General features: G+C 50.2%; 13 protein-coding genes. All 13 read left to right on the forward strand.

Features of this window, described 5'->3' with window-relative positions; all coding sequences use genetic code 11:
* Window positions 1-1,208: 1,208 nt before the first annotated feature.
* The 13 genes from EKM87_RS07965 (at window position 1,209) to EKM87_RS08020 (ending at window position 14,033) form a co-directional block, all read left to right on the forward strand.
* Window positions 1,209-2,033, forward strand: a complete 825-nt coding sequence (locus EKM87_RS07965; protein WP_125683580.1) for an alkaline phosphatase family protein — start codon at window positions 1,209-1,211, stop codon at window positions 2,031-2,033.
* A 275-nt stretch (window positions 2,034-2,308) separates the two neighbouring features.
* Window positions 2,309-3,568 (forward strand): NupC/NupG family nucleoside CNT transporter, encoded by a 1,260-nt coding sequence (locus EKM87_RS07970; protein ID WP_125683582.1) that lies wholly within the window; start codon window positions 2,309-2,311, stop codon window positions 3,566-3,568.
* An 873-nt stretch (window positions 3,569-4,441) separates the two neighbouring features.
* Entirely contained in the window at window positions 4,442-5,755 is a 1,314-nt protein-coding gene (locus EKM87_RS07975; RefSeq protein ID WP_125683584.1) for an NCS2 family permease, read from the forward strand.
* Between the two features lie 81 nt (window positions 5,756-5,836).
* Complete coding sequence (rihC, locus tag EKM87_RS07980; protein WP_125683586.1) at window positions 5,837-6,751, forward strand: ribonucleoside hydrolase RihC; 915 nt, start codon at window positions 5,837-5,839, stop codon at window positions 6,749-6,751.
* Window positions 6,752-6,900: 149 nt separating this feature from the next.
* The gene (locus EKM87_RS12620) at window positions 6,901-7,026 is read left to right on the forward strand and encodes a hypothetical protein (RefSeq protein WP_263853770.1); all 126 of its coding nucleotides are present in this window, start codon (window positions 6,901-6,903) and stop codon (window positions 7,024-7,026) included.
* Between the two features lie 276 nt (window positions 7,027-7,302).
* A complete protein-coding gene (locus EKM87_RS07985) occupies window positions 7,303-8,175 on the forward strand; it encodes a metallophosphoesterase family protein (RefSeq protein WP_125683588.1) in 873 nt (290 codons plus the stop codon).
* A gap of 542 nt (window positions 8,176-8,717) precedes the next feature.
* On the forward strand, window positions 8,718-9,446 hold the full coding sequence (gene rsmG / locus EKM87_RS07990) for a 16S rRNA (guanine(527)-N(7))-methyltransferase RsmG (RefSeq protein WP_125683590.1): 729 nt from the start codon (window positions 8,718-8,720) through the stop codon (window positions 9,444-9,446).
* Window positions 9,447-9,465: 19 nt separating this feature from the next.
* Complete coding sequence (gene noc / locus EKM87_RS07995) at window positions 9,466-10,299, forward strand: nucleoid occlusion protein (RefSeq protein ID WP_125683592.1); 834 nt, start codon at window positions 9,466-9,468, stop codon at window positions 10,297-10,299.
* Between the two features lie 14 nt (window positions 10,300-10,313).
* Entirely contained in the window at window positions 10,314-11,081 is a 768-nt protein-coding gene (locus EKM87_RS08000; RefSeq protein WP_125683594.1) for a ParA family protein, read from the forward strand.
* Window positions 11,071-11,955: a ParB/RepB/Spo0J family partition protein gene (locus EKM87_RS08005; protein WP_125683595.1), complete on the forward strand. Its 885-nt coding sequence runs from the start codon at window positions 11,071-11,073 to the stop codon at window positions 11,953-11,955. Before EKM87_RS08000 ends, EKM87_RS08005 begins: the two co-directional genes overlap by 11 nt.
* A gap of 20 nt (window positions 11,956-11,975) precedes the next feature.
* Entirely contained in the window at window positions 11,976-12,182 is a 207-nt protein-coding gene (locus EKM87_RS08010) for a DUF951 domain-containing protein (protein ID WP_125683597.1), read from the forward strand.
* A gap of 5 nt (window positions 12,183-12,187) precedes the next feature.
* Window positions 12,188-13,288 (forward strand): redox-regulated ATPase YchF, encoded by a 1,101-nt coding sequence (ychF, locus tag EKM87_RS08015; RefSeq protein ID WP_125683599.1) that lies wholly within the window; start codon window positions 12,188-12,190, stop codon window positions 13,286-13,288.
* A 16-nt stretch (window positions 13,289-13,304) separates the two neighbouring features.
* Window positions 13,305-14,033 carry a DUF1129 family protein gene (locus EKM87_RS08020; RefSeq protein ID WP_125683601.1) on the forward strand — a complete coding sequence of 243 codons (729 nt, stop codon included), beginning with the start codon at window positions 13,305-13,307 and terminating at the stop codon, window positions 14,031-14,033.
* Window positions 14,034-14,177 lie beyond the last annotated feature (144 nt).

Genomic DNA, 14,177 nt, shown 5'->3' on the forward strand with positions numbered 1-14,177 from the left:
AATTCAACATGAAAATATTTAAGTCATAATTGTGGTGGTACAACCGGGCGAGGTACAACCGTTTCAGTCAAAGCTGCAACCGAGAATCGCCATCAGCCGGGGTTACCAGCGTCTCACTAACCCTGACCTATCAAGGATTACCAGCCATCTAAACGAGCAGTGAAGTAGTGGTTAAAATTCTATTTGTGCGTTTTTGAGCAAAAGTTAACGCTTTTCTATTGCAAACGCTTCCAGCACGTGATACTATATGTTTGTGGAAAGGAACAAAGAGTTGTGATAGCAACACCAGTTAATCTAAAGAGTCATTGTTTTCAATAGAAACTGATTTCCGTTATTTGCGCAAATCAGGTTTTACAGAAACTCCGAGATACTGAATGATATTTAACAACTCCGATAAACCTTCTAACGAACTCTAGCGGTTCCAAACAAAAGGATTTGGGTCATGTATCATGGTTCACGAATATGGTTCACGAAAAACTGAATAAAGGTTTAACTTAGTGCTTGTTGTAAGCGTAAGTGTTTAAAGACTTGTAAACAGTTCCAGATTCAAGCTAGAGCTCGGATGTCACTGCGGCGAGGTTCACAAGGATTTCAAGAAGAATCGTTAATAGCGAGTCTTGGTAAAGTGATGAAGGAATTAAGTTCCAAGTAAAACTGAAAACGGCAGCCAGAAGATAAATAGTGAAAGAGTTAAAAGGGCTGTGTCTGCTCAGTGGAAACGACAGTTATGAGGCGATTAAGAATTAAAAAGTTTACGCAACGGAAATTTAGTAACAATCACAACCTCCTTTCCATGAGTTAGCGGACTTCAAGTTATTCTCTAAATAAACTTGAAGCCCGTTTTTGATTTCTAAGGGACTTGTCGTTCGGGTCAACCAGAGATTTACAGTTTTAGACGATGGTCTCGGTATAAATAGTTTAATGGGAAATCCCGTAGACTAGCCGGGCTATCAGCTCCTTTTTGATCTTTGAAAACTAGGGTAATTGTTAAAGGTAAATCCTTTTAGCAAATTAAGGACGTCGTTCGGAATGCTCCTGAATAGACGGCTTCCCGTAACTGATTCATCGCCTAAATGTTCGGAAATAGCTAATAAATAGTTTTCCGCAATCGACCATTTACAGGCCGGTTCGGAAAAGGTATATTATTACTAGACCGAAAAAATTTGTTAAAGAATTTTATGGAACGTTGACCTAAGGAGTGAGAAGTAGTGGCCTTTCATCGCATTTTTGTGATTGATTTTGCTGGATTGGGTCTGGGCGAAGCACCGGATGCTAACCGCTTTCAATCTGTGGGCGCCGATACGTTGGGTCACGTGGCGGTTAGTTGGCCCGATAAACTAAATCTTCCAACATTACAGCAGTTGGGGCTTGGTAATATTCGTGTTGACCATCCCGTCCCCGGAGTTCCTCCGGTAGATCAGCCCGCCGGTTTCTTTGGCCGCTTGCACGTGCAGGCGGAAGGTAACCGGCGCGCCACGGGATTACGTGAGATGTGGGATTTCACTGGGCGCGAGCGCACGGAAAGTGTGTTTGACACGTTACCCACGGCTGGTTATGACGTCAGTCTCGCCGGACCGTTTCTCAGTTATCTCCAGACCCAGGACCTGGCACAACGGTATCAACTTGGCAGTAATCAGGATGCCTTCCGCATTCTCTACGACCGGTTGTATCAGCCGGCTTCAGGATTGACCTACGTAGTCCTACCAGATTTCCGGTTCGCCGGTTCCCAGCAAGATCCCCATGCGTTTGGGGAATCCCTGGAAAGCGCCGACCGGTATCTCACTCAGGTCAAGCATGACATGGGGGCCAACGATTTATTGATCGTCACCGCCACCCATGCTGACGATCCGACCATGGCAGTCACGCCGACTCGTGAGTATTTACCACTACTGGCGTACTCACCGTCCCGACCAAGCGCACACGCGTTGGGCATTCGCCGGACGTTAGCCGACGTGGGGGCCACGGTCCTCGAGAACTTCGGTTTAGCAGCCTACGCTGCCGGACATAGCTTTTTAAATGAAATTACGCAATAAATAAGTGCAGAACGAACCTTGAAAGGGGGTGAGGGAGCGTCATACCGGATAAGTTCGATTGGGTTGCAAAGGTCAGCTGATCACTAAGCTGTAATTTATCAATTATTCACCAATTTTTTCCTTGGTGGTCGCTGAGACTCAACCGTTACGAACCGGCGTCGTTCGTTCGTAACAGAAGTTATGCGTTACATAATTTCTGCAGCAACATCGTGTCAACTTTTGTGCGGGAACGCTCGTGCATCAAACAATAATATCGGAAAGAGGTATTTTGACCAATGCTAGTCGCAGTCAATATTTTAGGGGTAATCGTTTACCTCGCTATCGCTTTCTTATTCTCTAAGAATAAGAAGAAAATTAATTGGAAATCAACTGCCATTGTTTTAGTACTTAACTTGATCTTAGCCTGGTTCTTCACCAGTTTCTCAATCGGGCAAGACATTGTTAAGGGTGCCGCAGATGGTTTCAACTGGTTAGTGCAAGTTGCCTACCAAGGGATTGTCTTCGCCTTACCTAACTGGGTAACGCCACAATTCGGTGGGACTGCTAAGTCCATGAACTTCATTACCAGTTCATTGCTGCCAATCTTATTGGTTGTTCCAATGTTTGATATCCTGACTTACATCGGGATCTTACCTTGGATCATCAAGTGGGTTGGTCGTGGCCTTTCCTTCATTACTGGTCAACCTAAGTTCGAATCATTCTTCTCTGTTGAAATGATGTTCTTAGGTAACACTGAAGCCTTAGCCGTTTCTCAATTACAATTGAAGAGCATGCGTAAAGAACGTAACTTGACGCTTGCTATGATGTCCATGTCATGTATCACTGCCTCCATTCTGGGTGCATATACCCAAATGGTTCCTGGGCAATTCGTTTTGACGGCCGTTCCAATTAACATCTTGAATGCCATCATCGTGACGAACATGTTAAACCCTGTTGAAGTGGCCCCAGAAGAAGACACCATCGCCAAAATTGGTGGGTCTAACTCCGCTGCTGCTGAAGAAGGCGCCGTTGAAGATGACGGGAAGCGCGAACCATTCTTCTCATTCTTGGGTGACTCCATCTTGGGTGCTGGTCGTCTGATCTTGATCATCGCCGCCAACGTTATCGCCTTCGTTGCTTTAGCTGCTTTGATCGACAAGTTGCTTGGCTTGGTATACCCATGGTTATCCCTGGAACACATCTTAGGGATCATCATGTTCCCATTTGCATGGTTAATGGGTCTGAACGTACACGATGCGTTCGGCTTCGCACAGTACATGGGTACTAAGTTGGTTACGAACGAATTCGTTGTCATGGGTAAGATTTCTTCAACCATCAACACGAATGCTTTCTCACCTCACTACCGGGCAATCCTGACTGTCTTCTTGACTTCATTCGCTAACTTCTCAACTACTGGGATGATTATCGGTTGTTTCAAGGGGATCGTTGACCGTGAAAACAACGAACTTATTTCTAAGAACGTTGGTTACATGCTCCTTTCCGGGATTCTGGTTTCCTTGCTATCAGCCGGAATTGTAGGACTGTTTGTTTGGTAAAATTAAACGCTCACTCATGCGAGTAGGCTAAAAATTGGATGGCCCAGGGGCACTAGCTTCCTGGGCCATCTGTGTCACTAGGACCTTGGTTTTAGTGGCAAAATGGCGCGAGGGGTGCCGCTCACTGCGGGCCTTGCGGGGCTGGAACGGTGTGCGCGCGTTTGGGAGCCAAAGTGCGGTCTCCCAAGCCGGCGCTGTCTAACCGACGAAAAGCTCGTCGCTAAGACAGTTCCACGCCTGAGCCCCCGGCCCTCCGTTCGCTGGATAGTGGTTGTTAAAACCATGGTTCTGGTGAATGGAGGGTAGGGACAATAAGCAATTTGTCCTGGTTTTCAGCGACAACGTTGTGAACTCGCTAGCTCACAACAAATAGTGGCCAACTAACATTCAGGCTGAGTTACTGCCGGTTCATGGGCTTAGTTGTGGGTCGCTCACGTGGTTGTGGTGACGCACCAATCGTGAGCCGGAGGATGGCAGGGACCGCGCAGTGTCGATGTTCTTAGCGGTTTACCGCTTAGAACATGGGCCGACCTTGGAAACTCGCGAACTGGGCGAGGTTTCAAGGCGCCTGGGAGACCGCCCTTGGGCTCCCAGGTTTGCCCCACAGCGCGGTCCCTGCCAGCCGCAGGCGGGCATCGCAGTTTCAGCCCCACCCCAACCAACAAGTGACCACCCAACAACTAAGCCCATAACCTTTTGGCAGTAACGAAGGACCATGTTAAAATATAAGGCGGTTGGCAATTGCCAGCCGTACGGGTGTCCGACCTTTCCTCAGCGGGAAAGTGAAACCCAGCCGGAAGTTTGAGACCCTCCGGTTGCAATGCCCGTGAAGTTTGTGCGTCACAGCTGGCGCACCGAAAGATAGGGATTTTTATGGATAAGCAACAGACGCAGGTGGAACGCGCCAACAACATGACGCTACGCGAAGCACTGCGACATAAGGATGTCGTTCGAAACGAGATAATCGCCGGGGTGACGGGGTTCTTCGCCATCTCCTACATTATTATCGTGAACCCGTTGATCCTAAAGGACGCGGGGATTCCCACGGACTTGAGCGTCTTCGCCACCATTTTCTCGTCAGTCATTGGGTGTTTGATGATGGCCTTTTGGGCCAACGCACCGGTGATCTTGACGCCAGGGATGGGGGTCAACGCCTTCTTTACCTACACCATCGTGGTGAACATGGGCCTGAGTTGGCAAGAAGCACTGGGTATCGCGGCGGTCGCCAGTTTTATTTACATGTTGATTGCCTTCACCAAAGTTTCGACCATTCTCTCGGAGGCGATTCCAGAATCGCTGAAGAGTGGGATTACCGCGGGGATCGGGCTCTTCCTGGTTGAAATCGGCCTGGAAAAAGCGGGCCTGATTGTCGCCGGTAAAACCTCACTGGTCGTGCTGGGTGATTTGACCAAACCAACGCCGTTATTGGCACTGTTTGGCCTGGTACTCAGCTTGATTCTCTACATCCGCAAGATTAAAGGCAACTTCTTCATCGGCATTATTGCCACGAGTTTGCTGGCGTTCTTCCTGGGTGTGAAGGATAGTGACACCCCCACCGTTGATTTAGCACGGTTGGGTCAATACCACGAAATCGTCTTCAAGAATGACTTCTCTCACTGGTTGAGCACGCCGTTCATCTTAGCGGCCTTCTCAATGACCATGATTTTGGTCTTCGAGTCGATGGGCCTGTTACAAGGCCTGTTGCCAAACCACAAGAAGTTCAAGAAGACCTTCGAGGGGAGTGCGGTCACCACGTTCCTGTCTGGATTCTTAGGAACCAGCCCGACCGTTGCCGCTGCCGAAAGTGCCTCCGGAATTGAGAGTGGGGGTCGGACCGGGATCATGGCCTTAGTGGCCGCAGTCCTGTTTGCCCTCTCCCTGATTTTCGTGCCGCTGTTGGCCTACGTGCCTTCAGCTGCCATTGCACCGGTGATCATCATCACTGGGGCCATTATGATGGCGGCCATCGGCAACATTGACATGAAGGACTTCTCCGAGTGGTTCCCAGCCTTTCTGATCATCGTGTTAATTTCGTTCACCAATAGTATTGCCACCGGGTTGGCTTTCGGTTTCGTTTGCTACCCCATCATGAAAGTGGCGTTGGGCAAGGCCAAAGAATTGACCTGGCCAGTTTATCTGCTTGGTGTGTTATTCCTGTGTGACTTGGTCTTCAGTGCCATGTTATAGCGGGAATTAACCGCCAGCCTAAAACGTAAGCGTTTCCGCTTTATAAAATTACAACTAATTTCATTGGGAGGATATTTTATTATGACTATCAAAATTATTATGGATACAGACCCAGGTATTGACGATGCAGCTGCTTTGACCATGGCTATCAACGACCCTAAGATTGACTTAAATTTGATCACCACGGTTGCTGGTAACGTTACGGTCGACAAGACCACCATCAACGCCTTGAAGATCGTTCGGTTCTTCAACCAAGACATCCCAGTTGCCGGTGGTGCTGAACAACCATTGTTCAAGGACTTTGAAGACGCTGCTCGGATTCACGGTGCTTCCGGGATGCCTGGCTACGAATTCCCAACTGATTTGCCAACACCATTACACAAGACGGCCGTTGAAGCTTTGCATGACGAAATCATGGCTAGCCCAGATCCAATCACGTTGGTTCCAACCGGTTCATACACCAACATCGCCTTGCTCTTCTCCGAATACCCAGAAGTTAAGAGCCACATCGAACGGATCGTTGCCATGGGTGGTTCATTAGGCATGGGGAACATGACGAGTGCTGCTGAATTCAACGTCTTCACCGACCCAGATGCTGCCGCTATCGTTTACAAGTCTGGTGTGCCAATCGTGATGGTTGGTTTGGACATCACCATGAAGGCTTTGCTGACCCACGAAAGCATCGAAGAATTGCCTAAGATCAGTGAGACTGGGAAGATGTTGCACGACATCATCGTTAACGATGGTGACAACAGTGATGCTGGGATCGCCATGCATGACGTGAACACCATCTTCTACCTGTTGCACCCAGAAGCCATCACGACCAAAGATATGTGGATCGATATTGTGACCGATGGCCCATCTATTGGTGAAACGGTCGGCGATATTCGTGGGGCTTACCACGATGGCAAGACCAACGCGAAGGTTTCTGTCGACATCGACGACGCAGCCTTCAACAAGTGGTTCCTTGAAGAAGTTCGGGCCATTAAGAACTAGCTTCGTAAAGTGAATAAGCTAAACGTCGTTTGAAATAACGACGATAAAGGTAGTGTCAGACTGCGGTCTGGCACTGCCTTTTTTGATGAAAAAAACTTTACAGAAACGGGTGGTCTTTCCATACAGAATCGTTACATGAGCTTGGTATGATGGGGTCAAAATTAGGGGAAGAGGATGATCCCATGTCAGCCACGAATACGGATACGTTGGTCTTGTTGATTTTAACCTGGCTCCCCATGCTATGGTTCGTGCGGAAGCCGAAGAACCGCTACTAATTGAAAATAAAGCTGGGCCCTCAGAGTTGTTTCTGGGGGCCTTGATTAGTTATGTGATGAAAAGAAATTGAATCGCTAATTTTGGCCGAGTAGAATCGGGTGGCTCGGTAAGTTTGCTCAGTTTTTGCGGAAAATTTACAAGATGTTGACAGAGACCACATCAATTATTTACAAGAATCCGCTATGCTAGGGAGTAACTTAGTGATAGTCGGGGTTCTGCTGTCGCCGGGTGCTGTCCCGGTGGCCGCAAGTTTATTTGATGGGGGCAACGGGGGCATGAATAAATTCACAATCGTTCACATATCTGATCCACAGTTAACCACGGCGGAACCGCAGTACCACCAGCAGCTCCCGCCAACGGCCAAACTACAACGCATCTTTGACGATGTTTTAGCGCACGACCTCCGACCAGACTTAGTGGTGGTGGGGGGCGACCTGCTTCAGGAGGGGACTTCACAGGATTATGCGTGGCTCCGGCAGTACCTGGCCCAACAGGCGAAGCGTCTAGGAGCGCCGGTCAACGTTATCTTAGGGGATGGCGACGACCGGGAAGCCTTCAACACCGGCTACTTAGAACAAGCACACCAACCGTATTACGCGTATAAGCAGATGTATCAGAACATGGATTTTTACTTTCTGGATTCCAAATGGGAACCGAACAAGGAGGCCGGCTGGTTGGATCGCCAGCAACTAGACTGGTTGAATAAGAATCTCCACCTAGCACCTCGGCGGCGGGCCTTTATTTTTCTCCACCACCCGTTGGACGCCCCGGCCTTGCACAGTATGCGCTACGCCTTACTGCAAAATAACCGCGAACTGCTGGCCATTCTGCACGGTCACAACATTGGGGGTATTTTTGCCGGGCACTTGCACTTCGATGCCAGTTACCTGGTCGATCTGAATATCCCAGTAACGGCGGTGGGATCGGCGTCCACGTACATTGACTGTCAGGACCCGAACCGCCACGAGGTCCACGACGGCTGTAGCTACAACGTCATTACGATTCAACGGGGAATGGCGAGTGTGACCCACCAACCACTATATTTGGGTCAGACCATCATCGACACCATCGACGTCAACAGCACGGGCTTCGTCAAGCACCGCCCCAGGCTAACCCTCTCAAAGAGAGCAGCTGGACCATCGATGTAGCGTGAATAACCCCACGATTCTTGTAGATCAGCGAGCAGGCTAACAGCAAGCAATCTCAATTCTCGAAGAATAACCAACCAAAATTGATGCTAATTTATCTGAATGAATAGATTGCAATCAACGGCTAATCTTAGCCGAGAGGGCGCCAAATATGGGCTCAGGCGCCTCGTTGTTCTTAGCCGTTTACGGCTTAGAACAAGGCCAAGCTTGAAGACTCGGGTTTTTCGAGGCTTCAAGTTGTGCCGGCACCGTTCCAGCCCATATTTGGCGCCCGGTAAGGCGGAACATTAGCCACGAGAAAAGTAAATTGAAAAGAGTTCATGAGGGGTGATTCCCAGTAGGTCAACGGGAATCACCCCTCATCTTATTTTCCCTGGGCAATTGCCGTTTCATGTGACGCCGCTTTTCGGTATAATAGGAAACGACGTGAAGACGAGCCCCAATTGAACCGTCAGTTCGGTTGCGTTTCGCCTGTAAGTAAGGTAAAGTATAAATAAGCGTGAAACAATTGTGTTTCACAGAAGTGAACTGGGAGATATTGCATGAATCCTGAAGAATTTCGTGCCGCGCTCGCTGCGCAGGGCATTGCGTTAAACGACACACAGCAACAACAATTCGCTGACTACTACCAATTCTTGGTGGCGACCAACGAACACGTTAATTTAACCACGATTACCGCGGAGCCCGACGTCTACTTGAAACATTTTTATGACTCGGTGACCCCCGCTTTTTACGTGCCCGCAATGCGGACGGAACCGTTGACGCTCTGTGACGTGGGAGCCGGAGCTGGCTTTCCTTCGTTACCGTTGAAGATCCTGTTCCCGCAACTGCAGATCACGATCGTAGATTCGTTGAACAAGCGGATCACTTTCCTAAACGACCTGGCAGCCAAGTTGAACCTGACCGGCGTTGCGTTTCATCACGCGCGGGCCGAAGAGTTCGGTGGCAAACGGGCCGATTCCCGGGAAGCGTTTGACCTCGTGACGGCCCGCGCCGTTGCCCGGATGTCCGTGCTGAGTGAACTGTGCCTGCCACTGGTTAAGGTCGGTGGCCAGTTTGTTGCGTTAAAAGCGGCTCAGACGGAGAATGAATTGGCTGTCAGCCAGACGGCTATCACCACGTTGGGCGGTAAGCTGAACGCGGACCATGCTTTTAATTTGCCTGAATCCAACGACCCACGTCACATCGTGGTCATTGACAAGGTCAAGCACACACCTAAGCGGTACCCACGTAAGGCGGGAACACCGAACCGGGAGCCGTTAGAAGATTAATGGGATGGGGGTAAGATAATTGCCATTTTCATTATTTGGAAATAATCGGGAAAAAGCCACGCATCCGGCACATCCTGTGAAACAAAACGTGGTGATGATTCCGGTTGCGCAGATCATTCCCAACCGGTTTCAACCGCGGCGTCGCTTCGATGCCACGGGCATTACGGAGCTGGCCCAAACCATTCAAGAGCACGGGCTCTTACAGCCCATCGTGCTCCGGGAATACGAGACCGACCATTACGAATTGATTGCCGGTGAACGGCGTTTTCGGGCCGTCTCGTATTTGAAATGGGAGACAGTGCCAGCTATTATCGAATCCATGAACGACGACGAAACGGCCTCCATGGCGCTGATTGAAAACCTTCAGCGTGAAGAGTTGACCGCCGTTGAAGAGGCCCACGCCTATCAACAGTTGATGGAACTCAACCACATGACGCAGGCGCAACTGGCAGAAGGCATTGGGAAGTCCCAAGGCTTTGTGGCCAACAAATTGCGATTGCTCAAACTGAGTGCACCCGTGACCGACGCCATTTTGGATCCTAAGATTACGGAACGTCATGGCCGTGCGCTATTGGCCGTTCCCACTGCGGATCAAGGTACCGTGTTGAAGACGGTGATCGACGAGGGCCTCACGGTCAAGGAGACCGAGGCGCTAATCGCCAAAGGAAAGCAACCCAAGAAGAAACGACGCCGGGTGACGAAACGTAGCGTAACGGGGGATACCCGCATCGCCGTGAACACCATTCGTAAGTCAGTCAAGATGGTTACCGACGCCGGAATGACGTTGACGACCAAGGAAGAGGAGACGGCTGACGGTTACCGCATCACAATAGATATTCCCAAAGAAAGCTAGAGGTGGAACGACATATGGGCTACATCATTGCATTAGCCAATCAAAAGGGCGGTGTGGGTAAGACCACGACCGGGGTCAACTTAGGAGCCGCTTTGGCTTCAGCTGGCCAAAAAGTCCTGCTGGTGGATACCGATGCACAGGGTAACGCTACCAGTGGGGTCGGCATTCAAAAGGCCACCATTGAGCGTGAAATTTACGACGTCTTGGTCAACGAAACACCCATCCAGGAGGCCATTTTACACACGGAGCACCCTGGGTTGGACGTCGTGCCAGCAACCATCCAGCTTTCTGGGGCCGAAATTGAACTGACCCCCATGATGGCGCGGGAGACACGGTTGAAGGCTGCTCTTGACGACGTGCAGGACAGCTACGATTACATCTTGATCGATTGCCCACCATCGCTGGGACTGTTGACCATCAACGCGTTTACGGCCGCTAACTCGATCCTGATTCCCGTGCAGAGTGAATACTACGCGCTGGAAGGATTGACGCAGCTGTTGAACACGGTCAAGCTGGTCCAAAAGCACTTTAACCGCGACCTGAAGATCGAAGGCGTGCTGTTGACGCTGTACGATGCCCGGACGAACCTGGGTAAGCAGGTCAACGAAGAAGTTAAAAAGTATTTCCAAAACAAGGTCTACGCCACGATTATTCCGCGGAACGTTCAGTTAGCGGAAGCACCTAGTCACGGCATGCCAATTATTGATTACGCACCGAAATCTAAAGGCGCGGAAGTTTACTCTGAACTCGCAAAGGAAGTGCTAGCTGCCCATGGCAAGTAAGAAAGAGAAAAGTTTAGGACGGGGAATCGACGCGCTGTTTGCGGAAAACGGCGTGGACACCGGCGAAGAGACCGTTGCTGACCTGACGTTAGCCGATATCCGGCCCAACCCGTATCAGCCACGGCAGAAGTTTGATAAGAAGGGGTTAGACGACCTGGCAGCCTCCATTCAAAAGGCCGGCGTCTTTCAACCGATCATCGTGCGTCAACCGGACAAGCAGGTCCAACGTTACGAGATCCTAGCTGGCGAACGGCGTTTCAGAGCGTCCAAGCTGGCTGGTAAGGACACAATCCCTGGCATCGTCAGAGACGTGACCGAGGAACAGATGATGGAGATCGCCGTGTTGGAAAACCTCCAGCGCGAAGATTTGACGCCACTGGAAGAGGCCGAAGCCTACGATACGTTGATGACTAAATTAACGTTGACGCAGGCGCAAGTCTCCGAACGGTTGGGGAAGAGTCGGCCATACATCGCCAACTACCTGCGTTTGCTCGGCTTGCCTAAGGCTGTGAAGGATATGCTCCAACACAACGAGCTGTCAATGGGGCAGGCCCGGACGCTGTTGTCCTTGAAGGACAAGAGTAAATTGGTCGCCTTGGCTAAGAAGGCAGTCGCAGATGGTATGACCGTGCGGACGCTGGAGGCCGAAGTTGGTAAGCTGAATGGTGCAGCGAAGAAGCTCGCCAAGAAGCCGGCCAAGAAGAAGTCACCCTTCCTCCGGTCAACTGAGAATCAATTACAAGAACGGTTCGGCACGCAGGTCTCCATCAACGAGGCCACGAACAAGGATCATCAGGGACACATTGAGATTGAATACATGTCTAACGATGATTTGAACCGAATCTTGGACCTACTGGATATCCACTTGGATTAGCGAACATTGGAGGGAAAGCCATGTACGATTTAGGTGATTTGGTAGAAATGAAGAAGCCCCATCCTTGCGGAACTAACCGTTGGGAAATTACCCGGATGGGTGCGGATATCAAAATCAAGTGTACCAACTGCGGGCACGTGGTAATGCTCTCGCGGCGTGATTTCGAAAAAAAACTTAAAAAGGTGCTGGTCCGTAAGGCCGACGCTGACAATGGAAAGAGTGAATAATTTTTATGTCATTAACTGCAGGGATTGTCGGACTGCCCAACGTCGGTAAGTCCACTTTATTTAACGCGATTACAAAGGCCGGGGCCGAAATGGCGAACTACCCATTTGCAACCATTGACCCTAACGTGGGGATGGTAGAAGTTCCAGATAGCCGGCTCGACCGGATTCAAGAACTGATTCCAGCTAAAAAAGTTGTCCCAACCACGTTTGAATTTACGGATATTGCCGGAATCGTTAAGGGTGCCAGCAAGGGTGAAGGTCTAGGAAACCAATTCCTGGAAAACATTCGCCAAGTGGACGCTATCGTCCACGTTGTGCGGGCATTTGACGACGACAACATCACCCACGTTTCTGGGAAGATCGATCCAATCGATGATATCGAAACCATTAACTTGGAACTCGGTCTCTCCGACTTGGAAGCCGTTAACAAGCGGTTGGCTAAGGTTGAACGGGCGGCTAAGGGGAGTGACAAGGAAGCTAAGGCTGAATTGTCCGTTCTCGAAAAAATCAAGCCAGTTCTCGAAGCCGGCGGTGCCGTTCGGACCATTGACTTTGATGAAGAAGAAATGAAGATCGTTAAGGGCCTCTTCTTATTGACGTCTAAGCCAGTCTTATACGTGGCCAACATTGCCGAAGACGACATGGCTGATCCTGAGGATTCCAAGTACTTTGGTCTCATCAAGGATTACGCTGCTAAGGAAGGCGCCGAAGCCATTGCCGTAGCCGCTGAAGCCGAAGAAGAAATCGCCCAATTGGACGATGACGAGAAGCAAGACTTCTTGGAAGCTGAAGGCGTCGAGGAACCTGGGTTGAACCGTTTGATTCGGGCTTCATACACGCTCTTAGGCCTGCAAACGTTCTTTACGGCTGGTGGTAAGGAAACTCGTGCCTGGACGTTTAAGAAGGGGACTAAGGCCCCTCAAGCAGCCGGGATTATTCACTCCGACTTTGAACGTGGGTTTATCCGTGCTGAAGTGATGGCCTTTGATTCTTTGGATGAATTTGAATCCGAAAGTGCCGTTAAGGAAGCCGGTAAGCTCCGGGTCGAAGGGAAAGACTACGTGATGGAAGACGGCGACATCGTCGAATTCCGTTTCAACGTTTAGAAGGGAAACTGTATAGATGAGTGATAACAAAGAAACGCCACGGAACGCGGGCGTGCACCAAAACCGCAATACCGTTGCGTCTAACGAACGGGCAGCCTTTGACAACGTCGGGCTGACCAAGCGGAACGCCGACTACATGTTCCGGTTCAACAAGGCCTTGGAAAAGACCAAGCTGACGCCGGAAAAGAAGGCGGCCGCTGTTCAAAAGATGGTCGCAGAATTAGTCGATGGCCAAAAGAGTGGGGCAACCGCTAAGAACCTGTACGGGGATGTCGATGCGCGGGTCAAGGAAGTCGTTGAAGGGCCTGAACGTGAGGTTCAAGTCTTCGGCGGTCCTGATTACTGGCCAAACATGATTTACAACGCGCTGTCATTCTTCATGATCTTTAACTTGATGTTCGGGGTACTCTACCTGTTTAGCCCGAACCTGGTCAAGGAAAGTAATAGCCCAATTGGGATTTCAGCCATCATTATCAGTGCGATTGGTGCCGGGTTCATTATGCCGATCATGCCTAAGCTGTTCGATCCAAAGATCAAACATAAGTACAACGGGTGGATTCGCCTGTTGATCGTCTTAGGTGGGTTCTTGATCTGGATGGTGCTGTTCTTCTTCGCACAACTGATGCCACGGACGATCAACCCTGTTCTGGGGGGTTGGCCTAGCTTGATGCTGGCTGTGTTCTCTGGTATCGGTATGTACTGGATTCGCCGGAATTACAAGATTACTGGTGGGTTCTTCGGTTAATTAACCGTGGCTGTGATTGTGGAGGTGTGTGGCCGCCTGCGGCTGCCAGGGACTGCGCTGTGGGGCGAACCTGGGAGCCAAAAAGCGGTCTCCCAGGCGCCTTGAAACCTCGCTCAGTTCGCGAGTTTCCAAGGTCGGCCCATG

This window comes from Levilactobacillus yonginensis (assembly GCF_003946265.1).
GTDB lineage: Bacteria > Bacillota > Bacilli > Lactobacillales > Lactobacillaceae > Levilactobacillus > Levilactobacillus yonginensis.